General features: G+C 64.3%; 23 protein-coding genes. 9 read left to right on the forward strand and 14 right to left on the reverse strand.

Annotated elements, in window-relative coordinates; genetic code table 11:
• Positions 1-27: 27 nt before the first annotated feature.
• From ileS to purE, 6 genes are read right to left on the reverse strand one after another with little or no spacing between them, the layout of a single operon-like run.
• On the reverse strand, positions 28-2,979 hold the full coding sequence (ileS, locus tag AX725_RS11080) for an isoleucine--tRNA ligase (protein WP_066114043.1): 2,952 nt from the start codon (positions 2,977-2,979) through the stop codon (positions 28-30).
• Positions 2,980-3,009: 30 nt separating this feature from the next.
• A complete protein-coding gene (locus AX725_RS11085; protein WP_060980225.1) occupies positions 3,010-3,933 on the reverse strand; it encodes a bifunctional riboflavin kinase/FAD synthetase in 924 nt (307 codons plus the stop codon).
• 9 nt (positions 3,934-3,942) lie between these two features.
• Positions 3,943-5,127, reverse strand: coding sequence for a dipeptidase (locus AX725_RS11090; RefSeq protein ID WP_197418013.1), 1,185 nt, complete (start codon positions 5,125-5,127; stop codon positions 3,943-3,945).
• Positions 5,124-5,621 carry a dihydrofolate reductase gene (locus AX725_RS11095; protein WP_066114047.1) on the reverse strand — a complete coding sequence of 166 codons (498 nt, stop codon included), beginning with the start codon at positions 5,619-5,621 and terminating at the stop codon, positions 5,124-5,126. The genes AX725_RS11090 and AX725_RS11095 overlap by 4 nt, the downstream gene beginning before the upstream one ends.
• Positions 5,618-6,712 carry a 5-(carboxyamino)imidazole ribonucleotide synthase gene (locus tag AX725_RS11100; RefSeq protein ID WP_196490424.1) on the reverse strand — a complete coding sequence of 365 codons (1,095 nt, stop codon included), beginning with the start codon at positions 6,710-6,712 and terminating at the stop codon, positions 5,618-5,620. The genes AX725_RS11095 and AX725_RS11100 overlap by 4 nt, the downstream gene beginning before the upstream one ends.
• A complete protein-coding gene (gene purE / locus AX725_RS11105; protein ID WP_269454091.1) occupies positions 6,709-7,227 on the reverse strand; it encodes a 5-(carboxyamino)imidazole ribonucleotide mutase in 519 nt (172 codons plus the stop codon). Before purE ends, AX725_RS11100 begins: the two co-directional genes overlap by 4 nt.
• Before the next feature lie 227 nt (positions 7,228-7,454).
• On the opposite strand from purE, the gene AX725_RS11110 reads away from it, so the two are divergent.
• The 4 genes from AX725_RS11110 to AX725_RS11125 all read left to right on the forward strand — a co-directional run bounded on the left by AX725_RS11110 (position 7,455) and on the right by AX725_RS11125 (position 10,917).
• Positions 7,455-8,081, forward strand: coding sequence for a GGDEF domain-containing protein (locus AX725_RS11110; RefSeq protein WP_196490423.1), 627 nt, complete (start codon positions 7,455-7,457; stop codon positions 8,079-8,081).
• A 68-nt stretch (positions 8,082-8,149) separates the two neighbouring features.
• Positions 8,150-8,866, forward strand: a complete 717-nt coding sequence (locus AX725_RS11115) for a GGDEF domain-containing protein (protein ID WP_060980222.1) — start codon at positions 8,150-8,152, stop codon at positions 8,864-8,866.
• Between the two features lie 134 nt (positions 8,867-9,000).
• A complete protein-coding gene (locus AX725_RS11120; protein ID WP_060980221.1) occupies positions 9,001-9,717 on the forward strand; it encodes a GGDEF domain-containing protein in 717 nt (238 codons plus the stop codon).
• A 90-nt stretch (positions 9,718-9,807) separates the two neighbouring features.
• On the forward strand, positions 9,808-10,917 hold the full coding sequence (locus AX725_RS11125; protein WP_067512545.1) for an alpha/beta fold hydrolase: 1,110 nt from the start codon (positions 9,808-9,810) through the stop codon (positions 10,915-10,917).
• 6 nt (positions 10,918-10,923) lie between these two features.
• Here the strand turns inward: AX725_RS11125 and panB are convergent, their stop codons facing one another.
• Positions 10,924-11,796, reverse strand: coding sequence for a 3-methyl-2-oxobutanoate hydroxymethyltransferase (panB, locus tag AX725_RS11130; RefSeq protein ID WP_060980220.1), 873 nt, complete (start codon positions 11,794-11,796; stop codon positions 10,924-10,926).
• Between the two features lie 122 nt (positions 11,797-11,918).
• On the opposite strand from panB, the gene AX725_RS11135 reads away from it, so the two are divergent.
• Positions 11,919-13,013, forward strand: coding sequence for an endonuclease/exonuclease/phosphatase family protein (locus AX725_RS11135; RefSeq protein ID WP_060980219.1), 1,095 nt, complete (start codon positions 11,919-11,921; stop codon positions 13,011-13,013).
• Between the two features lie 14 nt (positions 13,014-13,027).
• On the opposite strand, the gene AX725_RS11140 is transcribed toward AX725_RS11135, so the two are convergent.
• The 5 genes from AX725_RS11140 to AX725_RS11160 all read right to left on the reverse strand — a co-directional run bounded on the left by AX725_RS11140 (position 13,028) and on the right by AX725_RS11160 (position 18,002).
• Positions 13,028-14,014, reverse strand: coding sequence for a glycerophosphodiester phosphodiesterase (locus AX725_RS11140; RefSeq protein WP_082730691.1), 987 nt, complete (start codon positions 14,012-14,014; stop codon positions 13,028-13,030).
• Between the two features lie 23 nt (positions 14,015-14,037).
• Entirely contained in the window at positions 14,038-14,322 is a 285-nt protein-coding gene (locus tag AX725_RS11145; protein ID WP_060980217.1) for a DUF427 domain-containing protein, read from the reverse strand.
• Positions 14,323-14,487: 165 nt separating this feature from the next.
• Positions 14,488-14,832, reverse strand: coding sequence for an ArsC family reductase (locus AX725_RS11150; protein WP_060980216.1), 345 nt, complete (start codon positions 14,830-14,832; stop codon positions 14,488-14,490).
• Between the two features lie 11 nt (positions 14,833-14,843).
• Positions 14,844-16,361, reverse strand: coding sequence for a S10 family peptidase (locus AX725_RS11155; RefSeq protein WP_060980215.1), 1,518 nt, complete (start codon positions 16,359-16,361; stop codon positions 14,844-14,846).
• Positions 16,362-16,451: 90 nt separating this feature from the next.
• Positions 16,452-18,002 (reverse strand): hypothetical protein, encoded by a 1,551-nt coding sequence (locus AX725_RS11160; protein ID WP_060980214.1) that lies wholly within the window; start codon positions 18,000-18,002, stop codon positions 16,452-16,454.
• Between the two features lie 168 nt (positions 18,003-18,170).
• Between AX725_RS11160 and queF the strand changes: the two genes are divergently transcribed.
• Positions 18,171-18,629 (forward strand): preQ(1) synthase, encoded by a 459-nt coding sequence (gene queF, locus AX725_RS11165; RefSeq protein WP_060980213.1) that lies wholly within the window; start codon positions 18,171-18,173, stop codon positions 18,627-18,629.
• Here queF and AX725_RS11170 read toward each other — a convergent pair whose 3' ends face one another.
• On the reverse strand, positions 18,630-19,709 hold the full coding sequence (locus AX725_RS11170) for a phytase (protein ID WP_060980212.1): 1,080 nt from the start codon (positions 19,707-19,709) through the stop codon (positions 18,630-18,632).
• Between the two features lie 189 nt (positions 19,710-19,898).
• On the opposite strand from AX725_RS11170, the gene AX725_RS11175 reads away from it, so the two are divergent.
• On the forward strand, positions 19,899-22,259 hold the full coding sequence (locus AX725_RS11175; RefSeq protein ID WP_060980211.1) for a TonB-dependent receptor plug domain-containing protein: 2,361 nt from the start codon (positions 19,899-19,901) through the stop codon (positions 22,257-22,259).
• Between the two features lie 83 nt (positions 22,260-22,342).
• Positions 22,343-22,747 carry an acyl-CoA thioesterase gene (locus tag AX725_RS11180; protein WP_060980210.1) on the forward strand — a complete coding sequence of 135 codons (405 nt, stop codon included), beginning with the start codon at positions 22,343-22,345 and terminating at the stop codon, positions 22,745-22,747.
• Positions 22,748-22,750: 3 nt separating this feature from the next.
• Here the strand turns inward: AX725_RS11180 and AX725_RS11185 are convergent, their stop codons facing one another.
• Positions 22,751-23,941, reverse strand: a complete 1,191-nt coding sequence (locus AX725_RS11185; protein WP_231725765.1) for a DUF3667 domain-containing protein — start codon at positions 23,939-23,941, stop codon at positions 22,751-22,753.
• Positions 23,942-24,027: 86 nt separating this feature from the next.
• On the opposite strand from AX725_RS11185, the gene AX725_RS20545 reads away from it, so the two are divergent.
• Positions 24,028-25,311, forward strand: coding sequence for an enoyl-CoA hydratase-related protein (locus tag AX725_RS20545; RefSeq protein WP_082730690.1), 1,284 nt, complete (start codon positions 24,028-24,030; stop codon positions 25,309-25,311).
• Positions 25,312-25,343 lie beyond the last annotated feature (32 nt).

A 25,343-nucleotide genomic window follows, 5' to 3' on the forward strand; every position in this document is an offset into this window, starting at 1 on the left:
CATGACGGGAAGGGATCGTCAGCGCCATCACGCCAGCATCTCCGAGCAACGACCGCACAGCGCGCCGTCTTCGGTCACCTCGGGAAGGTGACGCCAGCAGCGGCCGCATTTGTGGTGTTCGGTGCGGCTGACGATGATTGTCCCGCCAGCCGCCGTCGAAACATCGGCGGTGATGAAAAGTTCTGCCAGCTCGGTGGCGCTAAGCTGTCCATCCGGCACGGCATCAGCTGCGATCTTGACTTCGGCTTCCAGGCTCGAGCGGATCACCTTGTCGCGGCGGAACGGTTCGATCGCGCCGGTCACGCTGTCCTTGAGGTCGCGCAAGCGGCTCCAGCGGCCCATCAGTTCGCTGCCATCGCCCAGCTCGGGCAGTTCCGGCCATTCGAGCAGGTGCACGCTGCCGCCATCGGGATAGCGCGTGGTCCATACCTCTTCCGCCGTGAACACCAGCACCGGCGCGGCATAGCGGACCAGCGCCTCGAACAGCACGTGCAGCACGGTGCGATAGGCGCGGCGCTTGTCCGTGCCTTGCGGGGCGGCGGGGCCGATGTCGCAATAGAGGCAATCCTTGCGGATATCGAAGAAGAAGGCCGACAGGTCGTTGTTGGCGAAATCGGCGAGGGTGCGAACATAGGTGTTGTAGTCGAAGTCCTCGACCGCCTGTTTCAGCTCGGCGTCCATGTCCGCAAGCAGGTGCAGCACATAGCGCTCCAGCTCGGGCATGTCCTCGACCGCCACCTTCTCGCTTTCCTCGAACCCGGCGAGCGCGCCGAGCAGATAGCGGAAGGTGTTGCGCAGCTTGCGATACTGGTCCGACACGCCGGCGAGGATTTCCTTGCCGATGCGGTGGTCCTCGGTGAAATCGACCGATAGCGCCCAAAGCCGCAGAATATCCGCGCCCGAATCCTTGATCAGCGTCAGCGGATCGATGGTGTTGCCCAAGGACTTGGACATTTTCATGCCCTTGGCGTCCATCGTGAAGCCGTGGGTCAGCACCGCCTTGTAGGGCGCATGGCCGCGCGTGCCGCAGCTTTCCATCAGCGAGGACTGGAACCAGCCGCGATGCTGGTCCGAGCCTTCGAGATACAGGTCCGCCTTGGGTCCGACATAGCCTTCGGGGCGCAGCAGATCGGGCCATTTGCCGCTTTCCAGCACGAAGGCATGGGTGCAGCCGCTGTCGAACCAGACATCGAGTATGTCGGTGACGCGCTCATAGTCCGCCGGGTCATAGTCCGGGCCGAGCAGGGCAGGGACCGCCGCCTCGTTCCAGCCATCGACCCCGCTCTCGCGGATCGCCGCGACAATGCGGGCGTTGACGCCTGCGTCCTTCAGATACTGGCCGGTCTTGCGGTTGACGAACAGCGTGATCGGCACACCCCAGGCGCGCTGGCGGCTGATCACCCAGTCGGGACGACCCTCGACCATCGACCGGATGCGGTTCTCGCCCTTGGCGGGCACCCAGCGGGTGTCGCTGATGGCCTGGAGGGCGGTTTCTCTCAACGTCCGCTCACCCTGAGCCTGTCGAAGCGTCCGCGCGGGGGCTTCGACAGGCTCAGCCTGAGCGGAGGTGGTGATGTGTGCCAGCGGCGCATCCATCGGGATGAACCATTGCGGGGTGCAGCGGAAGATGACGCGCGCCTTGGAGCGCCAGCTGTGCGGATAGCTGTGCTGAAACGCCCCCGCCGAAAGCAGCGCACCGGCGGCGCGCAGATCTTCGCAGATCGGGCCATCGGGCGCGTTGAACTTGGGGTTGATCACCGACATCCGCCGCTCGTCCGCACCGCCGAGCCACGCCCAGTCGTCGCGATAGCGCCCCTCGCCCTCGACCGCGAACACCGGCTCGATGCCATGCGCCTTGCACAGGTCGAAATCGTCCTCGCCATGGTCGGGCGACATATGGACAAGGCCCGTCCCCGCATCGGTGGTGACAAAATCGCCGGGCAGAAACGGGCGGGGCTTGGCGAAGAACCCGCCAAGTGCGTGCATCGGGTGACGGGCGGTGGCTCCAGCGAGGTCCGAGCCCTTGACCTTGCTCTTTATTTCCCAAGCAAAAAGGTCAGGGCTTTCGATTTTAAGCCGGCTCTTGAATGCTTCCAAGAGCGGTGTTGCAACAATGAACTTACCGGGCTCACCCAGGTTGGCCGCCAGACCTTCTTCGTAATTCACAGTCACTTCGACGAGTGAATATTCAACCTCAGGCCCATAAGCGAGCGCCTGGTTCACCGGGATCGTCCAGGGCGTGGTCGTCCAGATCACCGCATAGGCACCGACCAGTTCGGGCGCATTGGGCGCATCGACAATCTCGAACGCCACATCGATCTGCGTGCTCGTGACGTCCTGATACTCAACCTCGGCCTCGGCGAGCGCGGTCTTTTCCACCGGTGACCACATTACCGGCTTGGCCCCGCGATAGAGCTGGCCGCTTTCGGCGAATTTCATCAGCTCCTGCACGATGGTCGCCTCGGCAGCGAAGTCCATCGTCAGGTATGGATTGTCCCAGTCGCCATTGATGCCCAGGCGCTTCAACTGCTCGCGCTGGGTGTTTACCCAATGCTGCGCATAGGCGCGGCATTCGGCGCGGAAGGCGACCGGGTCGACCTCGTCCTTGTTGAGCTTCTTCTTGCGATACTGCTCCTCGATCTTCCATTCGATCGGAAGGCCATGGCAGTCCCAGCCGGGCACATAGGGCGCGTCCTTGCCGAGCAGCGACTGGGTGCGGCAGACCATGTCTTTCAGGATATGATTGAGAGCATGGCCGATATGCATGTCGCCATTCGCATAAGGCGGGCCATCGTGCAGGATGAACTTCTCGCGGCCGCGGCGCGCCTCGCGCAGCTTCGCGTACAGGTCTTGCTCCTGCCAACGCGCCAGAATCGCCGGTTCCTTCTGGGCGAGACCCGCCTTCATCGGGAAGTCGGTCTGCGGCAGAAAGACGGTGTCTTTATAGTCGGCGGCGGCGCTTGGCGATTGCTCAGTCATAGTGGCTGGCGCTTACGGCGCGGCGGCGTTTCAGGCAAGCAATTCCCGCGCGCGCACGCAGTCGGCATCGATCTGGCGCTTCAATTCGTCCCAGCCTTCGAACTTCGCCTCGGGCCGGATGAAATGGCGCAGCGCCACCTCGATCGTCTGGCCGTACAGGTCTTCGTCGAAATCGAAGAAATGCGGCTCGAGCAATTCCTTGGGCGGATCGAATTGCGGACGGATGCCAAGGTTCGCCGCACCTTTCAGCACGCGGCCATCGGCGAGATGCCCGGTGACGGCATAAATGCCGTATCTCGGCCGCAAATAGCTGCCCATGTCGAGGTTCGCGGTGGGAAAGCCGAGCAACCGCCCGTTCTTGTCGCCATGCTGCACCACGCCCTGCACCGCAAAGGGCCGGGTCATCAGCCGTTCGGCCTCGTCGGGGCGGCCCTCGATCAGGCACTGGCGGATACGGCTGGATGAGATCACCGCGTCGTCGGTGGTGACCGGGCCGATCGCCTCGCTGCGCAGCCCGAGCAGCGCGCCGAGATCGCGCAGCACCTGCACATTGCCGCCACGACCCTTGCCGAAGGTGAAATCCTCGCCCGTCACCACGCCGACCGCACCGAAGCGCTCGATCAGCAGATCGGCGATGAAACTCTCCGCCCGCGTGCTGGCGAGCGTCTGGTCGAAGGCGAAGACCAGCATCGCGTCCGCGCCCGCCTGCCCGAACAGCCGCTGGCGCTGGTCGAGGCTGGTGAGGCGAAAGGGCGGGGTGTCGGGCTTGAAATAGCGCACCGGATGCGGATCGAAGGTGGCGATGATCGCAGGGCGGCCTTCGGACTTGGCCCAGCGGATGGCATGCCCGGCCACGGCCTGGTGACCGGCATGAAAGCCGTCAAAATTGCCCAGCGCGATGATGCCCCCGCGCAACCTGTCTGGCAGCCGATCGCTGCCCTCCACCCTGATCATAGGGGCGCCCTATAGGCCCTTGCCGGGCAGGGGTTCAATGCCCTGTTTGAGGATGCGGAGCGTATTGCCTCCCATCACCGCGCGGATTTCCTCCGGCGTGAAGCCGATATCCATCAGCGCCTGCGTGACCTGCACGATCTGGCTGGTGTCGAACCGCGTGGTCACCGCCCCGTCGAAATCGCTGCCCAGCGCGACATGCTGGATGCCGACCAGATCGCGGACATGGGCAATCGATTTGGCGATCATCTTGGGGTCGGTCGAACAGATCGCGCCGTCCCAGTATCCGATGCCTATGATGCCGCCGGTCGCCGCCACAGCGCGGATTTCGGTGTCGGAAAGGTTGCGATTGACGCCGCACACCGCCTGCACCCCGCCATGGCTGGAGACGACCGGACGGCGCGCCATCGCCAGGATTTCCGCGACCGCCTTATGGCTCGAATGCGCGATGTCGACGATGATGCCGCGCGCCTCCATCGCGCGGATCATCTGGCGCCCGAACGGGGTCAGCCCGCCCTTGCGCTCGCCATGCATCGATCCGGCCAGCTCATTGTCGAAGAAATGGACGAGGCCAGCCATTCGCATGCCGACGCCATAGAGCCGGTCGAGATTCTCCGCCTTGCCTTCCAGATTCTGCAGCCCCTCGACCGAATAGAGCGCGCCGGTCACCGGCTTGCCCGCTGCGCGTGCGGCGAGCAGCTTGTCGATATCGGCAGGCTCGCGGATCAGCATCAGCCGACCGCCCGATTCCTTCGCCGCTGCTTCCAGCCGCTGACCATGCCACATCGAGCGTTCGTGCACCGAGAACCAGGTCCGCACCGGCTGCAGCTGCGCCATCGCAAGCAACGTGATATTGTCGGTATCGGCCGAGTTGCTGTCGTAGTTCTGGCCCTTGGGCGTCTTCGAGACCGACGAGAAGACCTGCAGCGCGACATTGCCTGCCTCGAGCCGGGGCAGGTCGATCTGGCCACGGCTCGCCTTGTCGAGCAGGTCGCGCTTCCACAGCAAGGTATCGCCGTGCAGATCGGCAATCTGCAGCGTCTCGTGCAGCGCCTTCGCGTCGGCGCGGACCGCCGGCAGCGGCTCGTCGGTGACGATATTGGTCTGCTTCTCGAACAGCCCGGGCAGCACGGTGACGGTGAAGATCAGCCCTGCAACAACGAGCAGGACCAGCCCCAGCAGAATCTTGCGGATCACCGCCGCACCAGAGTCACGAAGCTGAAGGCAGGCCGGTCGCGATGCTCGGAATCGGCGGGGTGATCGGTGCGCGCGCTTTCCTGCCAGACGTCCGGATCGAAGGGGGGCATATGCGTGTCGCCGGGCACGTCGGCATGCACTTCGGTCAGCTCGATCCGATCGGCATGCGGCAGGAACAGGGTGAAGATTTCCGCGCCGCCGATCACCGCGACATGCGGCGCATTAGCCGCTGCAATGGCTTCGTCCATGCTGTGCACGACCTCCGCGCCATCCTCCGCCAAGTCCTCATCGCGGGTGAGCACGATATGGCGCCTGCCGGGCAGCAGACCGGGCAGGCTGTCGAAGGTCTTGCGGCCCATGATCATCGGCCGCCCCTGAGTCAGCGCCTTGAAATGGCGCAGGTCCATCGGCAGGTGCCAGGGCAGGGTGCCGTTCGCACCGATGACCCCGTTGCGCGCGCGGGCGAGGACGAGGAATATCTCGGGATGGTTCATGATGCCGCCCCTGAAGCTTCCAGCGTGATGCGTGTGACATGCCCCATCTTGCGACCGGGAAGCGCGCGGTGCTTGCCATAGAGGTGCAGATGGTTGGCGGGATCGGCGAGCAGCTCCGGCCATTGATGCGCTGCCTCGCCGATCAGGTTGCGCATCTGGGCCCCGTGACAGGCAAGCGCGGTCTCGCCCAGCGGCAGGCCGCAGATCGCGCGGATATGGTTCTCGAACTGGCTGGTGAACGCGCCTTCGATCGTCCAGTGCCCGCTATTGTGCACGCGCGGGGCCATTTCGTTGAACACCGGACCATCCCTGGTCGCGAAGAATTCCAGCGTCAGCACGCCGACATAATCGAGCTTTTCGGCGACGTGTGCGGCAAGCTCGCGCGCGGCGGGCACTTGCGCCTCGATCGCGGCGCTCGCAGGAACGCTCGAAAGGTCCAGAATCCCTGCAAGATGCACATTTTCGGCGCTGTCCCAGAAGCGGATCTCGCCCTGGGGCGAGCGCGCCAGGATGACCGAGAATTCCGCATCGAAGGTAACGAAGCCCTCGATGATGGCCGGAACGCCGCCGGCCTCAAACCAGCGGGCGACCGGGTCGTCTCCGGGCATCACCCGCGCCTGGCCCTTGCCGTCATAGCCCATGCGGTTCGACTTGATGATGGCAGGCGTGCCCGCAACCTGCATAGCGGCGGCGACCTCCGCCTCGGTTTGAGCAAAGCCGAACGGCGCGGTGCGTCCGCCAAGTTCGGCGACGAAGCGCTTCTCGTCGATCCGGCTCTGCGCGACTTCGAGCGCGCGCGGCGAGGGGCGCAGGGGGACAAGGCCCGCGATTCCATCGAGCGGCGCGACCGGAACGTTCTCCCATTCGTAGGTCACGACATCGCAAGCCTTGGCGAAGGCGGCGAGGGCTTCGCTGTCCGAATAGTGGGCGCAGGTCGTCTCGGCCGAGACTTCGCCCGCGGGGCTGGTCGCCTCGGGGGCGAAAACATGGCAGCGATAGCCGAGCTGCGCGGCGGCAAGGCTGAGCATCCGCCCGAGCTGCCCTCCGCCCATGATGCCGATGGTGCTGCCGGGAGGGATGATCGCGCTCATGCCGGACGTTCGCCCACCGAATCGCTCTGCGCCGCACGCCAGGCATCGAGCCTTTCGGCCAGCGCAGGATCATGGAGTGCCAGGATGGAGGCGGCCAGAAGACCGGCGTTCTTCGCGCCCGCAGGGCCGATAGCCAGCGTGCCGACCGGAATGCCGCCAGGCATCTGGACGATCGACAACAGGCTGTCCATGCCGTTCAGCGCCTTGCTCTGCACCGGCACGCCGAGCACCGGGAGCCGCGTCATGCTGGCCACCATGCCGGGCAGGTGCGCCGCGCCGCCTGCTCCCGCGATGATGACCTGAAAGCCCGAATCGACCGCCGTCTTGGCGAAGTTCACCAGCCGGTCGGGGGTGCGATGGGCCGAGACGATGCGGCAATCATGCGCGACGCCGAGCTCGTCGAGCACCGCTGCGGCGCCCGACATGGTGTCCCAGTCCGACTGGCTGCCCATGATGATGGCGACGCGGGTCGCTCCGGCGGTCTGGCGGTCGGGCGTTTCAAGTGGCTCGGCCACGCATGTCTCTCCGCGTAATTGCTGGTCTGGCCAGGGTCTTAAAGGCAAAGCCTGAGACCCGCAATCACCCTGCACGCGAAAAGCATCGAGCCGCGCCAGAGCGCGCCACTGTCCCGCTTGTGCACAGATTATACATGGTGAATGTGATTTAAATCATGCCTGTCCGGGCCTTGCTTGCTATGCCCAAGGTTCAAGGCACCGCGCCGGGGAAGTTTGCAGGCACATATATGAAGATGACCGATGTGCAAGGCGGCCCGGGTGGACAACCACCCCAGGCTGACGTGGCTTTGAGCCACGAGCAGCTCGCCCTGTTGTGCGCTGACCTCAAGCACCAGAACGCGCTGCTGACCGCCCGCGTGCGCCAGCTCGAGGACGAGATCTGCCGCGATACGCTCACCCCATTGTTCAACCGCCGCTATTTCGAGCAGGCGGTGGTGAGCGCGATTGCGCATTGCCAGCGCTACCAGAGCCGGGCCGCTTTGCTGTTCGTCGATGTCGACGACCTCAAGCTGATCAACGACACTTTCGGGCATGCGGCAGGCGACGAGGCGCTGCGCTGCGTGGCAAAGGTGCTGCTCGCCAATGTGCGTTCGACCGATGTCGTCGCGCGGATCGGCGGGGACGAGTTCGCCCTGATCCTGGGCGCGATCGGCGAAGGCGATGTCGAGCACAAGGTCGCACAGCTGACCGCCGGGATCGCGGCCTGCCGCGTCGGCCATGGCGAGGCAGCGACCAGCCTGTCGGCCACCTTCGGCCATGCTTTCGTCCACCCCGATGACGAGGCGGAGCAGGTCTTGGCGCGGGCCGACGACCATATGTACCGGCTGAAGCGGTCGCGCGCGACCGTGCGCTGATCCTCCTTCGGCCGTCCGACGGCCAAGCATTTGCCGTGTCTTAAACCTTTTGCTTTACCGGGCTTTACATGCGCCCGTGGCAAAAAATCCTTCTTGCAATCGCGTTCAGCGTCGTGGCGACGCTTGTGGCGCTGGAGACGCTGGTCCTGGCGACGGGCGAGCCGATCGAATTCATCTACTGGGCCTTTGGCATCGTCTGCCCGATCGTCGTCTCGGCACCGACCAGCTATGTGCTGGTTCGCCAGGCCGAGGCAAACCGTCGGCTCAATCTCGAACTGCTGGTGGCGCAGCGCGAACTGCTCACGCGGGCGGATCGCGATCACCTGACCGGTGTGCTGAGCCGTGCCGCCTTTTACCGCCATGCCGCTGCCTATGCGGGCGACGCGCCGGCGAGCGTGCTGCTGGTCGATATCGACCATTTCAAGGCGATCAACGATGGCCATGGGCATGCGCTGGGCGACGCGGCGCTGAGGCTGGTTGCATCGACGCTGCAGGCGGCCCTGCGACCCGACGATCTTCTCGGCCGGGTCGGCGGCGAGGAATTCGCGGTGCTGCTCAGTGAAATGCCGTTGCCGCTGGCGCTGGCGATCGCCGAGCGGGCTCGCGGCGCCATTGCCGGGCTGTGCATGCGATCGGCAGATGGCTTGCGGGTCGGCCTTTCTATCTCAATCGGCGTGGCCAGCTATGATGCAGGAGCTTCGCTCGACGCTGCGCTCGCGCAGGCGGATGAAGCCATGTACCGCGCCAAGCGCGAGGGGCGCAATCGCGTCATGGTTGCCCGTTGAAGCGATCCTTGCCGACCTGGTCATGGCGACCCGAATGGCGCCTGATTTTATGCTTATTTGCCCTTGAGCAGTGCTTCTGACCAAGACAGGGCGTATTTGGTTAGTCTTAAGCTTTCGAGATTAACCGGATTTGCATGAGCCCGCTCAAGAAAATCCTGTTCTGTGTCGCGTTTGGCGTCCTGGTGACTTTGATTGGTCTAGAGGCGATGGTGCATGCGCTGCACGAAAGTGTCGATTGGCCGTTCTGGGTCTTTGCCGTTGTATCGCCCGCTGCCGTTACGGCAACCATCAGCATCGTGCTGGTCCGGCAGATCGAGGCCAATGGCCAGCTCGCTGCGCAATTGCTCGACATGCAGACTGATCTGCTGATCCGGGCCGATCGGGACGCGCTGACGGGGGTGATCAATCGCGCAGCCTTCTACCGCGATGCCGCAGCCTATGCCGATGAGGCCCCGGCATGCGTGCTGCTGGCGGATATTGATCATTTCAAGGCGATCAACGACGAGCATGGCCATGCCGCTGGCGACGAGGCGCTGAAGCTGGTGGCATCGACCCTGCAGGCGGCGCTGCGCCCCGACGATCTGCTGGGGCGGGTCGGCGGCGAGGAATTCGCGATGCTGTTGTGCGGCCTGCCATTCGGCCTGGGCATGACGATCGCGGAGCGTGCGCGCGGTGCGATCGATGCCCTGGAGTTCCGATCGCCCGAGGGTGAACCGATTGCGCTGTCGATCTCGGTCGGGGTCGCGCCCTATCGCGCCGGCTGGTCGCTCGACAATGCACTCGCGCAGGCCGATGCGGCGATGTACGGTGCAAAGCGCAGCGGTCGCAACCGGGTGCATGCCGCCGCCTGAAAGCGCCGATCATCTGGCCTCATCGTCGGGACAGTTGCAACCCGTTGATTGCGCTGCAATGTTGCCCCCTCAAGGACAGAGGGGTTTGCCATGAAGATGAAGATGCTCGCCGCATTGCTCGGCTGCGCGATGCTTGCCGTGCCCGCCGCTGCGCAGCCAGGACCGCCACAGGCGGCACCGGATGTCGATTATGCGGTGCAGCTCACACAGGGCGATATCGTCCTCAAGGATTTCCGCTTCGGCACCGGCGAGGTGCTGCCCGAATTGCGGATGCACTATGCGACGCTCGGCACGCCGAAGCGCGACGCGCAAGGCCGTGTCACCAACGCGGTAATGGTTCTCCACGGAACCGGCGGCACCGGGCTGCAGTTCCTGCAACCGCAATTCGCTCAGGAGCTGTTCGGCCCCGGCCAGCCGCTCGACATCACCAAATACTACATCATCCTGCCCGACAATATCGGGCACGGCAAATCGTCCAAGCCCTCGGACGGGCTCCGGATGCGCTTCCCTGCCTATGATTATACCGACATGGTGCGTGCGCAGCGGCAGATGCTGGTCGAGGGATTGAAGGTCGATCGTCTGCGGCTGATCATGGGCACCTCGATGGGCTGCATGCACGGCTTCGTCTGGGGTCAGGTCGATCCGGGCTTTGTCCAGGCGATGATGCCGATGGCCTGCCTGCCGATGCCGATCGCGGGGCACAACCGCATGTGGCGCAAGGCGGCGATCGAGGGAATCAAGGCCGATCCGGCCTGGCAGGGCGGCAATTACACCAGCCCGCCGGTCATGGGCCTGCGCGTCGCGGCCAGCCTGTTGCAGGTCGCGGGCTTCGCGCCGCTCTATCTGCAAAAGGCCTATGGCACGCGCGATGCGGCCGATGCCTATATCACCCAGCGGATCGAGGCTTCCATGAAGGGCATCGACGCCAATGACATCATCTACCAGATCGAATCCTCGCGGAATTACGACCCTTCGAAGACGATCGAGGCGATGACCATGCCGGTCACCTGGATCAACTCGTCGGACGATTTCATCAATCCCTGGGACTATGGCGTCGCCGAGGATTTCGGCAAGCGGCTGCCCGATGGCAAATATCTGCTGATCAAGGCGACCGACGAGACGCGCGGGCACAGCACGCACACCTGGGCCAAGTTCTGGAAGGACGAACTGGTGGCGCTGCTCAAGCGCAGCGAGAAATAGCCGGGCTCAGTCCTTGGGTGCGTAGGTCTGGTCGGCGCTGGGGAAGCTGCGGTTACTCACTTCCCGGGCATAGCTCTTTACCGCAGTCTCGATGACCTCGGCGAGGTTCTCGTAGCGCTTGACGAAGCGCGCGGTGCGCTCGAACAGCCCGAGCATGTCCTCGGTGACCAGCACCTGGCCGTCGCAGCGCGCCGATGCGCCGATGCCGATGACCACGGCGGACACGGCTTCGGTCACCGCGATCGCGATCGGTTCGACCACGCCCTCGACGACGATCGCGAAGGCACCCGCCTCGTCGAGCGCTTGTGCATCGGCGACGATCTTGTCCGCCTCACTGTCCGACCTTCCGCGCGCGGCATAGCTGCCCAAGATATTGATCGCCTGCGGGGTGAGGCCGACATGGCCGACCACGGGAATGCCACGTTCGGTGAGAAACTTGACCGTCGGCGCCATCGCCGCGCCGCCCTCGAGCTTCACCGCCGCCGCGCCGGTTTCCTTGAGCAGCCGTGCGGCGCTGGCAAAGGCCATCTCGGGCGAGGCTTCGTAGCTGCCGAACGGCATGTCGATGACGACGATGCTGTGATAGCTGCCACGCACCACGGCTGCGCCATGCGCCGCCATCATCTCGAGCGTCACCGGCACGGTGCTCGGCAGGCCATAGATCACCTGGCCAAGCGAATCGCCGACCAGCAGCATGTCGCAATGCGGATCGAGCAGCTGCGCCATGCGCGCGGTATAGGCGGTCAGCATCACCACCGGCTGCTCGGTCACGCCCGCCTGCTTGCGCCGCTGGATCGCAGGCACGGTCAGGCGCTTCATCGGCGCAGGGGTGGGATTGGCGCGGCTGGTCGACGTGTCGAGCGTGTAGGTGGTGGACATGGACGCCGGTGTAGCGGGGGCAGGGGCGGGGTGCAAACCTTACCTATGTGCAACGCTTGCTTGCCTTGTGCGTCCGACACGGCGACAAGGCGTTGTTTCTTCTGGCTCGGGTGATTTCAGGCATGCTGCGAATCCTGGTTTTCGCGCTGGCGGCGCTTGCCGCTACCGGCACGGCGCTCAGTCTGCTGACCAGCTATCGCTGGTATATCCGCATGTGGGATTTTCCCCGCCTGGGGCTGATGGTGCTCGCGCTAATCGCCCTGGTGCTGGCGATCCCCATCCTGTCCGGTTGGGCGCGCGGCATCGTGGTCGCACTGATGCTGCTGGTGGTCGGCTGGCAGGGCTTTCGCATCTATCCCTATACTCCGCTCGCCAAGACCGAGGTGGCGCAGGCGGTGATCAACAAGGAGAACTGCATCTCCGCCTTCTCGTTCAACGTGCTGCAGACCAACCGCGACTATCAGCGCACGATCGACCTGATCGACCGCGAGGACCCTGATATCGTGCTGCTGCTCGAGACCGACCAGGGCTGGGAAAGGGCATTGAAGCCGGTGATCGACCGCTATCCGCACCGGCAATCGGCCCCGCTGCCCAACCTCTATGGCCTGATCTTCCTGTCGCGGCTGCCGGTGGAGGATGCCGAGATCACCTGGCTGATCGATACCGAGACGCCCTCGGTCTTCGCGACCATCTCGACCGGGGCAGGGGCCAAGTTCCGCTATATCGGCCTGCACCCGCGTCCGCCCCAGCCGGGCGAGGACACCGCCAAGCGCGATGGCGAGATCGCGATCGCCGCGCGCCATGCCAAGCTCACCGATCTGCCGGTGCTGGCCATGGGCGATTTCAACGATGTCGCCTGGTCGCGCACCTCGCAGATGTTCAAGCGGATCGGCGGCTATCTCGACCCGCGCGTCGGGCGCGGGCTCTATGCGACCTTCCCGGCGAACCTTCCCGGCCTGCGCTGGCCGCTCGACCACCTGTTCATGTCGCCCGATTTCACCCTCGTGCAAATGAAGGTGCTGGAAAATGTCGGGTCGGACCATCTGCCGGTGGCGGCCACCGTGTGCCTCGCGCCGCGCGCGGCCAAGGTACTGAACGACGAGCCCGAAAAGCCCGATGCTGCGGATCGCAAGGACATGGTCATGTCGATCCGCGACGGCAAGAAGGCGGCGATCGAGGAAGGGACAGCTTCGGGGGAGAAAGCCCCTAAGCCTTGATCAGCGCCCCGTGATCATCGAACAGCTGCCACCGCTTCGGCGACATTGTCGGAGAACAGCCCGTCGATCCCGGTGGCGAGGAACGCCTTGATCTCCGCGCCGACTTTACCGACCGCAACCGGGCTGTCGCCTGCCTTGAACTCGGCAGGCAGGAAATAGTTCTCGCGCCGGAAGGTCCAGGCATGCACCTTGAGCCCGGCGGCATGCGCATCGGCGACGATGCGCGTCGGCGCGGCCAGCCTGCCATCGGCGGTTCGCGGAATGACCATCGCCTTTTCGAGCCCCACGCCATCGGCATAAAGCGCGATTTCGGCGAGGCCCTCGGGCGTGCTCATCGCGGCATAGGTTACGCCGGGCTGGTCGGGCGGACCGGCCACGCTCGCCATCAGCTGGATCAGCGGCAACTCGGTCATGGCATTGAGGCGCTTGAGGTTATCGACCTCGAAGCTCTGGATAAACACAGGGTCATCCGCGCCGTCATAACCCGCCTTGGCGAGCGTTGCGACCAGCCGCTCCTCAAGCGGCAGGCCAAGCGCGCGGAAATGGCTCGGGTGCTTGGTCTCCGGGTACAGGCCGATGCGCCGCCCGGTCTCCTGCTCGCGCCGCTTCACCAGGGCGATGATTTCGTCGAGCGTCGGTACATCCCATTGCCCGTCATAGGCGGTGTTGGCTGGGCGGAGCTGCGGCAGGCGCTCCTTCGCGCGCAGCGTCTTGAGTTCGGCGAGCGTGAAATCCTCGGTGAACCAGCCGGTCAGGCTCTGGCCGTCGATCGTCTTGGTCGTCTTGCGGTCGGCGAATTCAGGGTGCGCGGCGACATCGGTGGTTTCCGAAATCTCGTTCTCGTGCCGCGCGACCAGCACGCCGTCCTTCGTGCTCACCAGATCGGGCTCGATGAAATCCGCGCCCTGGTCGATCGCGAGTGCATACGATCCCAAGGTGTGCTCGGGCCGCTCGCCGCTCGCGCCGCGATGCGCAATGACGATCGGTCCGTTCGCAGCCATGGCGAGCGCCAGCGCCGCCAGGATCACGCGACGACCTCGACACCCTTCCAGAAGGCGAGCCGGTCGCGGATGTCCTTCGCCGCATCCTTGGGCTCGGGATAATACCAGACCGCGTCGGTATTGGTCTTGCCGTCGACCTCAAGCGAATAATAGCTCGCCGTGCCCTTCCAAGGGCAGAAGCTGGTGGTGTCGCTGGGCACCAGCAGATCGGCGCGCACATGCTCACGCGGGAAATAATGATTGCGCTCGACGACGACGGTATCGTCGCTTTCGGCAATGACGGTGCCGTTCCAGATGGCCTTGGGCATTTTCGGGTCTCCTCAGCTCGCGATAGTCTCGTCACCCCAGTGCAACGGGGTCCCGCTTCTTCACAGGGGTCAGCGATCATAGCGGGATTCCCGCGTTCGCGGGAATGACGATGATGTATCGACAGGTCCTAAACGCCCAAGCTGACAGGCATGTGACAGCCCAGCTCAGCCCAGCGCTGCCGCCCAGGCATCGGGCTTGAAGCCGACCAGCACGCCGCCGGGATATTCCAGCACCGGGCGCTTGATGAGCGAAGGCTGTTCCACCATCAGCGCGATGGCCTTCGCCCGGTCGATCCCTGCCTTGTCGCTATCGGGAAGCTTGCGGAACGTCGTCCCCGCCTTGTTGAGCAACAGCTCCCAACCGACCGCATCGGCCCAGGCATCCAGCTTCTCCGCGCTGATCCCGGCCTTCTTGTAGTCATGAAAGTCATAAGCCACGCCCTGACCCTCCAGCCAGGTCCGCGCCTTCTTCATCGTGTCGCAATTGGGGATGCCGTAGATCGTGGTCATCGCAAGCCTCCTCACCGACGCCCGATAAACCCGCGAATATCACGCGACAATTTGCTGAGGTCCGTCTCGTTCACGTACATCATGTGCCCAGCGTCATAGCGGGTATATTCGATGCGGTCGGTGGGGATGCCGGTGCGGGTGAGCGAATATTCCGCGCCGAAGAACGGGGTGGCGAAATCGTACCAGCCCTGGGCGACAAGGACGCGGAGGCCGCTATTCTCGCGCAGCGCGCGGCCGATATAGGGCGCGACATTCTTGTAATAGCGCGATTCGCCGCCATTGCCGGGCAGGTCCCAGTCCCAGTCGCGCACGCCGCCGATCGTGACATATTGCCGCTCGGGGCTGAACTTCAGCTCCTGCCGCACATAGGCGTTGAGTGCGGCGGTATAGCTGCCGTCGATGCCATAGAAGCTGGGATCGTTGTCGGGCTCTTCCCCGGCATTGTCATAATCCTTGCCGGTATATCGCGCATCGAGCCGGCCGACCACCAGACCACGGTCGCGCAGCAGCTCCTTGTAGAAGCGGCCGGGCGTCACCCGCAGATCGGCATTTTCCAGATATTGCTCGGACAGACCGGTATAGCGCGCAAGCTTGGCGCGGATCGCCGCTCGCTCCTCGCCGACCAGCGCGCTGCCCTTCATCAGCGCGGGCAGATATTCGTTGGTTGCAAAGGCCCGCGCCTCCTGCGCCAGCGCATCGGGGCCGGGGCCCGAGGCGGCGGGCTGCGTCTTGCCGTGATAGAGCGCGGTCACCGCCATGCTCGGCACCATCAGCACATAGGGCATCTCATTGCCCGGAACCTCGGCCTGCGCCCCGAAATCGAGAATGGTCGAGATCAGCAGCAGGCCATTGAGCGCCACGTCGTTATACGTGCCTTCCAGCTCGTTCGCGACGGCGGCGGTGCGGGTGGTGCCATAGCTTTCGCCGCCCAGGAACTTGGGCGCGTTCCAGCGGCCATTGTCGCTGAGCCACTGGCGGATGAACTGCGCGACCGATTTCGCATCCTTGGTGACGCCCCAGAATTCCTTGGGGTCGGCGTCGCCGAGCGCAGTCGAAAAGCCGGTGCCGACCGGATCGATGAACACGATGTCGGTCACGTCGAGCAGGCTGTCGGGATTGTCGATCAGCCGATAGGGCGGCGCGCCATCGTCGCGGCCGTCATTGGGGATGGCGACGCGCTTGGGGCCGAACGCGCCCATGTGCAGCCAGAGCGAGCCCGATCCGGGGCCGCCATTGAACAGGAAGGTGACCGGGCGGTTCGGCTCGGGCGCATCCTTGACATAGCTGACCGAGAAGATCCTCGCCTTCGGGTTGCCCTTTTCGTCCTTGAGGAAGGTGTCGCTGGCGGTGGCGGTATAGGCGACGCGCTGGCCGCCGAAGGTGCCGCTGTGCTTGGTCACCGACACCATCGGCTCGATCTTGGCAGGTGCTGCCTTTTCCTGCGCCTTGCCACCGTCCTGCGCGGAGAGCGGCAGGGGCGAAAGACACAGGCACAGGGCCAGAGCGGACGAAGCGAACCGGTTCAGCATGTTGGGGACCCTCTCAGCGCGGAATCAACATTCCGTATACGTTTCAGCTGATTGGCATGATCGCCCCATGCTTGGCAAGCAGTGCCGCGATCAGGCAGGCTGCAAGGGTCGCTGACCGATCGAGGTGAAGCGGCGCGGACCGAGATCGAGCCGCAGGGGGCCGACGCGCGGGCCGGGCGGATTGCTCTCCTCGCCCAGCACGAACGACTGGGTGACCGCATAACGCGTGCCGTCCGGGCCGTTATAGCCGATCCAGATGTGCACCAGCGGCACGAACAGCATGCGGCCCTGCATCGCGATCGGCTCGATCTGGCCGAGCGGCAAGCGGATCTGGCCCTCGCAGCGCTGGGTACTGCCGGGGTCGATATCGGCGATCTTCTGCAGATGCGGGAGCAGGCTGTCGCCGCGCATCGGGTCGATCGTCGGCGGCATGCCCTTGCGCGCCTGAACGATCGCACCGTGCAGCGCGATGTTGCTTACGGACATGTCGGACATGTTGGTGACGCCCAGATGATAGCGCGCCACTGCGTTCACCAGCGTCACGTCGATGCCCAGCGTCGTGTAGTCGAGCAGCAGGCGCGGGACCACCGGCGCGGGGGTTTCACCGCCGAGCTGATGCCGCTGCGGCACGCCCGGCGGGGCTCCGAGCGAGGCCGACGCGCCACCGGCGGAATCGGCGAGCGCCGAATCGGGCAGGATTTCGTCCATGTCCGCCTCTTCCGCCTCGGGCGGCGGCGCCATGACGGGCGCGCGAGCGGTGGCCGGGATGGCTGGCGGCGGTGGTGTCGCTGCGGCGGCGCGCCAGCTTCCTGCCATCTGCGCAGCGTCGAATTTCAAATCCGCTTGCGGTTGAAGCTGAGGCTGAGGCTGCGGCTGAGGCTGAGGTGCGGCTGGGCGCGGTGCAGGGGCAGAAGGCGCGGCCACCTTTGGCTGCTGGCGCAGCGGCGGGGTCGGCACCGTCTCGACCGGCTGCAGATGCACCGGCGTGTCGGCAGCGACGGCGGGCTTGGGCTTGCGCGAGCGCAGGCCCATGAACACCAGGCTCGCGAGCGCGACCAGGCCAGCGGCAGCCCACCACCAGATCGAGCCGGCGTCTTCAACCTCGGCAGGGTCGGTCTCCGGCGTGGTTGCCGGATCGGGCTCGGAAAGGCCCGGCAGTTCGGGCACGGGCAGGGCGTCGGTTGCAGGGAGTTCGGCGGCGGGAGCCTGATCAGACGGCTCAGCCGAGCTGACCGGCGTATCGGGCGCGGGTGAGGGGGCTGGCGCCGCGACAGGCGCTTGCACGCGCGGCTGCGCTTGCGTCTGCTGCGCCGCCGGGCGTGGGCTGGCAGGGCGTGGACGCGGCGTTTCCTGCGCGCGCGGGGTCTGCTGGCGCGGAGTCTGCTGGCGCGGCACCGGGGTCGGCGCGATCGTCGCCACCGGGGGACGCGGTGCGGGCTCGGCGGGTTCATCCGTCCGGCGCGGCGGGGTCAATTCGGCATCGACCGGACCTTGCACGTCGGATGGCGGCTGTGGGCTCGGCTGCGCCCCTGCCGGGAGCGAGAAGCTGCCAGGATTGTCCTGCGCCATGCCGGGCGCACTCAGGCCGAGCAGGCCTGCTGCCAATAGCGTCCCAATGATCTTGCGGCCGTCACCGTTCATGCCGACGAAATTCCCCGTATAGCTGATGCGGCCGGCGCGCGTGCGACCGGTCCGACAAAAGGCTGACCATCCCCAGTTGAAGCATCCGCCACGCGGTCTGAGCGCTTAATCGGCGCTGAATGCGGGGCGGGAGATGACATCAGCCGTGTGCCGCATTAGATGAGGCGCATGACTGATCAACCCCAAACACGCTTTCTGGGCAAAGACAGCCCCATGCCGACCTCTCCCGAAGAGGCGGTGCTGGACTATGTGCCCAATCCTCGTCCCGGCAGGCCATATCTGGTGCGCTTCACCGTGCCCGAGTTCACCTCGCTCTGCCCGGTCACCGGGCAGCCCGATTTCGCGCATCTGGTCATCGACTATGCACCCGACAGGGTGATGGTCGAATCCAAGTCGCTGAAGCTGTTCCTGGGCAGCTTCCGCAACCATCAGGCCTTTCACGAGGACTGCACCGTCGGCATTGCCGAACGGCTGTTCGAAGAGATGCAGCCGCACTGGCTGCGCATCGGCGGATACTGGTATCCGCGCGGCGGCATCCCGATCGACGTGTTCTGGCAATCGGGCGAACCGCCGCAAGGGCTGTGGCTGCCGCCGCAGGACGTTCCGGGCTATCGCGGGCGGGGCTGATTACAGCCCCAGCGCGGCGAGGATCGCGGCCCAGCTCACCAGCTTGAAATTCTGCGTGCCGCCGCCATTGTCGCCGTCCTGCGCGATGAACAGGCCGCGTTCGAAGCCGGGGCCGTAATTGCCGACCGCCAGCTCGATCCCGTCGGTTTCCGACGTGCCGTCGAGCGCGCCGCCGTTGATGCGGAAGCGCCCGAGCAGCTTGCCATTGGCGGTGTCGAACACCGCATAGGCATGGTCGCCCTGGCTCGAGGCGACGAGCAGGCTGCTTGCGCCTTCGCGCGTGGCAAGCGCCAGCCCCTCGACATCGGCGACCAGCTGCTTGCTGTCGGCGGCGGCGAACAGCACCGGTGCGGCCTCGGGGCGCGCGGGGTCGATCTTCCAGATGCCGACATCCTCTTCACCGACATAGAGCGCGCCGGTCGCCGGATCGACCACGCAGCCTTCGATCTGAGTCTTGAGCTTCCAGGTCGCGCCGGCGCTGTGCTCGACTTTCCCGTCCTTGTGCGTGATGCTGATCTGGCGGACGGTGCCGTCCTTGATCGCGGCATAGGCGGTCATCGCATCGGGCGCGCCGACCATCGCGATGCGCGGCGCAGCGGTGACGCACACGCCATAGCCTTCGCCCACGCCGCTCGGCACGCTCGCGAGCGAAGCAAGCGAACCGGTGGCCGGATCGAGCAGGAACAGCGCAAGCTTGGAATTGACGGGATCAGTGCGGTCGCTGGCGATGACGACAATGCCATGCTCGCCTGCGAACAGAGTCACATTGTTATAGCGTCCGGTCAGCGAGGAGCCGCGCACCTTGCCGTCCATGCCATAGACATACAGCCCGGCCTTCTTGTCGGTGCCGACGATGAGGCTGGCGGCGGGATTGGCCGGGTTGCGCCAGATCGCCGGATCGTCCGCCGCATCGGCATTGGCGGTGCCGACGGGCACGGTTTCCGCCGTGGCAGGCACATCGACGGCCGGCAGCGCATTGGCGATTCGGGTCTCGAGCGGGATTTCCTTGGGCGCGCAGGCACCGGCCAGCAGAGCGAAAAGGCTCGCCCCGAAAAGGGGGATGGAAGAACGAGCGGCCATGACGGGAAATCCTTTGTCGAAGTGAATTTGCGGTATGGGGCCGCTGCCACGTCGATATGGCGCGCTGATGACAGTTTTGTGCAAGAACTGACGCAAATCTGAAACCTGAAGTTCATCCACCCGTCTTGGAGCGCTGTTAGCGGCGCGCCGAACGCAGCCGATCCGGCTGTTTGATTCGGGGGGAAACTCATGACCAATATTTTCGGTTTCAACCGTGCGACGCGCTGCACGCTGCTCGCGGGCATTGCCGGGTTGGCGATGCTGCCCGTGCTCGCTTCGGCGCAGGACGCTGTGGCCGAAGAGCAGCCGCGCGACAGCGACCAGGAGATTACGACCTCGCAGGATATCGTGGTCCAGGGCCAGATCGGCTACCGCAACCGTGTCGACGGCGCCGAGCCGGTGCTCGAATATGGCACCGAATATTTCCAGCGCTTCGAGCCGCTGACCGCCGGCGACGCCCTTAAGCGCGTGCCCTCGGTCACCTTCCTCTCGGACGTTATCGAAAGCGACGGTCCGCGTCTGCGTGGTCTGCCGCCGGGCTATACCCAGATCCTGATCAATGGTGAGCGCGTTCCCGGCGGCCAGGCTGACCGTTCGTTCTTCCTCGACCGCATTCCGGCCGAACTGATCTCGCGGGTCGAGATCGTGCGCTCCAACTCGGCACGGCGCACGGGCGATGCGGTAGCGGGTTCGCTCAACATCGTGCTGCGCGACGGTTATCAGCTCGACGGCGGCTATGTGCGCGGCGGTGCGCTTTATTATGATGACGAGGAATTCGAACCCAGCTTCGGCGCGGTGTTCGGCGGCAAGGTCGGCCCGGGCCGTCTGCTGGTCGGTGGCAATTTCCAGGGGCGTCACAACCCCAAGCTCAAGTCGAGCCTGCGCTACAGCGACTCGCCCGAGAATAATCCCAGCTTCGCAACGCAGGACTTCGTCAATCGCGAGGATCAGACCGACACGCGCGACGGCAAGGATTATTCGGTCAACGCCACTTATGAGATCGATGGCGGCGATACGAACTTCCAGATTCGCGGCTTTTATGTCCGCACGGATCGCACTGAGTCCGAGCGCAGCTACGAGTATAACAGCCCGACCGCGATCAACGGTCCAGTGCGTAATGGCGCTGCCAGCGGCAACCTGCTGACCGACAATGCGAATGTGAACGAGATTGATCAGGAAAACTATACGATCGACGGAAAACTCTCGCACGAATGGTCGGCGGGCAAGACCTCGCTACGCATCGGTTATGCCAATTTCACCGACAAGCAGCGCGAGACCGAATTCGAGGTCGATTTCGACCGGGCAACCCCACGTTTCACCGGCGACCTGACCACAACCGACATCGACGACAGCGAATTCACGGTTAAGCTGGAGCATGCCGTCGATCTCAGCGATGAGATCAAGCTGGTTTTTGGCGGTTTCTATCAGGACAAGGATCGCGACACCGCAATCCTGACGGTGCGCAACCGCTTCAATGTGGCTGCGGCGCGAAACTGGAACCAGTTCCAGCAAAACCCGACCAGCCTCAACACCGCCTTCGGCGCACTCGCTCCCGAGCCGGGCAGCGTGAACACCATCGAGGAACGTCGCATCGACGGCTTTGCGCTGGTCGAAGGTCGCCACGGCGGCTTCTCCTGGGAAGCCGGCCTGCGCTACGAGACGACCGACCTGAACATCGTCGATGCGACGGTTCCGGCTGCCGGCGTACAGGGCAACGACTATGAGAAGCTGCTGCCCTCGGCCTCGTTCAAATACGACATCACTGACCGCGATCGGATCATCGGCTCGGTGGCACGCACCAACCGTCGTCCGGAGTTCAACTTCATTTCGCCTGCGCTGCTGGAAGCGGAACTGGGCGATAACGATCTCCTTGGCAATCCGCAGCTCGACCCGGAGACCGCCTGGGGCATCGATCTGGGCTATGAGCGTCGCATCGGGCGCGGCGGTATCGTCGGCATCAACTTCTTCTACCGTGACGTCCAGAACCTGATCGAGCTTACCAATACCGGCAGGGTCGGTTCGGAAGGTGCGGGCACGTTTGTGTTCCAGCCGCGCAATGTCGGCGCCGGCAAGGTCTATGGCGTGGAATTCGACATGTCGACCGACCTCGGCTTTCTTGGCCTTCCGGATACGGGCATTTTCGGCAACGTGTCGTATCTCGACAGCGAGATCACCGATATCTTCGGCGACCGCCGGTTCAACGACCAGTCGAAATTCGTCTACAATTTCGGCGCGATCCAGGACCTGAAATCGATCGGGATGGCCTTTGGTGCCACTTATCGCAAACAGGGCCGCGCAGTGGGGCGGGTTATCGGTGAGGAAGTCACCACCACCTATGGTGCTGATCTGGAAATTTTCATCGAAAAGCGCTTCGGCAACAGCCTGACGATCCGCGCCGTTGGCTCGAACCTGCTCAACGGCAAGAAGCGCGAAGTGTTCAACAAGTTCACCACGGTCGATGATCAGATCGACCGCAGCTTCGACGAATACGAGCTGGAGTCAGAAGAGGCTGGACCGGTCTTCCAGTTGATTGCACGCTACGCCTTCTGATCGCCCTGCCATTGCCGGGGGCTCGCTTCAGCCTCCGGCAATTGCCGCTTCCGTAAACCTGCACAAATCGCTACATTGCGGCCATGCCTGACTCCGCCGCCATCCGCCATGACCATCCCATCAGCGTCGATCCGTCCGAGATCGACTTCATGGGGCATGTGAACAACGCCCATTATCTCAAATGGGTGCAGGATGCGGTGATCGCGCACTGGCAGAATATCGCGCCGCCCCAGGCGGTGGCCGAACATCTATGGGTCGCGCTCAAGCACGAGATCACCTATCGCAAGCCTGCCTTTCTCGACGATCAGGTGATTGCTTCGGTGATGCTCGAGAAGGTGCACGGCGCGCGCGCCTTTTACGAGACGATCATCCGCCGCGGCGAGGATGTGCTGGCCGAGGTCAAGTCGAGCTGGTGCTGTCTGGATGCGGAAACGCTGCGCCCGGCGCGGCTCGCCGAGGATATCAAGCGGCGCTTTTTCGGCAGCTGAGCGTCAGCCGATCAGCCCCAGGTTGATCAGGATCGTGAGGAACAGCAGCACCACGATACCGGTGCAGTTGAGCAGCAGGAACAGGCGAAACACGGCACCAATCCGTGACGTCCCATAAGCGTGGCGCAGCTGGCGGTACATGTGGAACGGCGCGTAGAGCAGCGCTGCGGTGATCACCAGTCCAGGCGCGATATTGAACTTCCACGACAGCGTCACAACGATGAACAGCAGCGACATGAACGCGATCGAATAGGTCGTGAACACCGCATGGTCGTAGAACCGGTGGCCGCGCTTGCCGATCGTCGCCAGCCAGACGAACGGGATCGATAGCGGGATGAGCAGCCAGGCGAACTTGTAGCCGTTCGACTGGATCTTGTAGAGCAGCAGCTCCGGGTTCTTTTTGGCCTTGGCTGCGACCTTGTTGATCCAGGCGTCGAACGCCGGAAAGCCGGTATCGACATCGGTATTGAATTCAAATGGCACAGAGTCAGGAGCGCCCTTGTCCGACAGCAGATCGGGGTAGCGAGGCTTGCCGGTGGTAGCGTAAGACAGCGCGTTGATCTCGCCCTTGAGATCGGAAATTTCGGCCTCCAGCTTGCCGCGATCGGGGCTTTCCTTGGGCAGTGCGGCAAACTGCTTGACCTTGGGGGCCAGTTCGCCCTCGAGCTTGAGCATCTCTTGCTGCATGCCCTCGCGCCAACCCGTGACCTTGACGCCTTCCTTCTCCGCCTCGGCGCCGGCTCGCCCGGAGAAATTGGGCGAGCCGACATAGGAGAAGATCGCGAACATCAGGAAGATCGCAAACAGGAACAGCGCCATCGGGCTGATGAACTTCGCCCGTTCGCCATGGATATAGCGGCGGGTGAGGTGCCCCGGTTGCCAGGCGAGCAGCGGCAGCGTGTTCCAGAACTTGCCATCGAAATGCAGCACGCCGTGCAGGATGTCGTGCCAGAAGGCCGAGATCGAGCGATGGACGTGCGCCGCCTGACCGCATTGATGACAGTGCGGTCCGGCAAGGAGTGTGCCACAATTGAGGCATTTGCCATGGCCTTCGCCATGCGCTTCGCCAGCTGCGGGTTCAGCGACGCGCGCCCACATTCCGCCCTCGGCAATAGCGCCTGCCATTTCAAATTCGCCGCTCATTGCCGTTGTTGCCCCGCCGCCCTGTGTCTCGGCTGCCAGTGTACTGGCCATGGCAAAACCGGCCAAGCAAATTGTCTGGATCACGCCCCGGACTTTTGCCGTTGCGCGGGGCAATCGCGTGCGGCTAGGGCAGGGGAATGGCCCATTTCGATCCCAAGACCTATCGCAATGCACTGGGGCAGTTTGCCACCGGCGTTACCATCGTCACCACGCGCGATGCCGATGGCGTCCCGGTGGGAGTGACGGCGAACAGCTTCAACTCGGTGTCGCTCGATCCGCCACTGATCCTGTGGTCGCTGGCCCGCTCGGCCCGGTCGATGGCGGCGTTCGAGCAGGCTGGACAGTTCGCGGTGCACATCCTGGCGAGCGATCAGGACGATCTTTCCAACCGCTTCGCCTCCCGGATCGAGGACAAGTTTGCCGGGCTCGATATCGGGGAGGAGGGGCCGCCCAACATCCAGGGCTGTTCGGCAAGGCTGATCTGCAACACGCGGCATCTTTACGAGGGCGGCGATCATGTGATCATGGTCGGTGAGGTCGTCGATTACGAGAGCGAGGGCAAGCCGCCGTTGCTGTTCCACGGCGGCGGCTATGCCGATCGGGTCGCCCGCACCGCAAGCGACACGCCGCCGCCGGTGCTTTATGCGGTGGAGGGTCGGATCGCGACGATCACGCTCAACCGACCGGAAACGCGCAATGCGCTGGCCGAGGAGGTGATCGGCGCGCTCGTCACTGCGCTCGAAGCTGCCGATGCCGATCCCGATATCGACTGCGTCGTGCTGACCGGCGAGGGGCCGGGCTTCTGTTCGGGCGGCAATATCAAGCAGATCAAGGCTCTGACATCCGAGCAGCATATGAGCCCGATGCAACTCGAGAACTGGTACAAGACGCAGATTCAGCGCATCCCGATGACGATGGAGCGACTATCGGTCCCGGTTATCGCCGCGATTCGAGGGCATGCCATCGGTGCCGGTTGCGACCTTGCCTGCATGTGCGACATCCGCATCGCGGCGGAGGATGCGGTCTTTGCCGAGAGTTTCCTGCGCGTAGGCATCATCCCGGGCGATGGCGGCGCGTGGCTGCTGCCACGGATCATCGGCCATGCCAAGGCGACCCAAATGATGTTGACCGGCGAGTTCATCGATGCGGCCAAGGCCGAGCATTATGGTCTGGTGTCCGAAGTGGTGCCGGGCGACGCACTGATCGGGCGTGCCATGGAGCTTGCGAACATGGTGGCGCAATTCCCGCCTGCCGCGATTCGCAAGACCAAGCGACTGATCAAGGATGCGCGCGACGTGACGCTCGCCGAGCATCTCGATCAGGCGGCGATTTGGCAGGGGGTGCTGCAGCAGATGGACGATCATCGCGAGGCGATCGATGCCATTCTCGAAAAGCGCCCGCCGCGCTTCGAAGGCAAGTAGAGACAGACGACGCTGAGTATCGGGGCCTATGC

Origin of the sequence: Blastomonas sp. CCH9-A1 (genome assembly GCF_001557175.1) — a bacterium.
In the GTDB taxonomy this organism is placed as follows: Bacteria; Pseudomonadota; Alphaproteobacteria; order Sphingomonadales; family Sphingomonadaceae; genus Blastomonas; species Blastomonas delafieldii_A.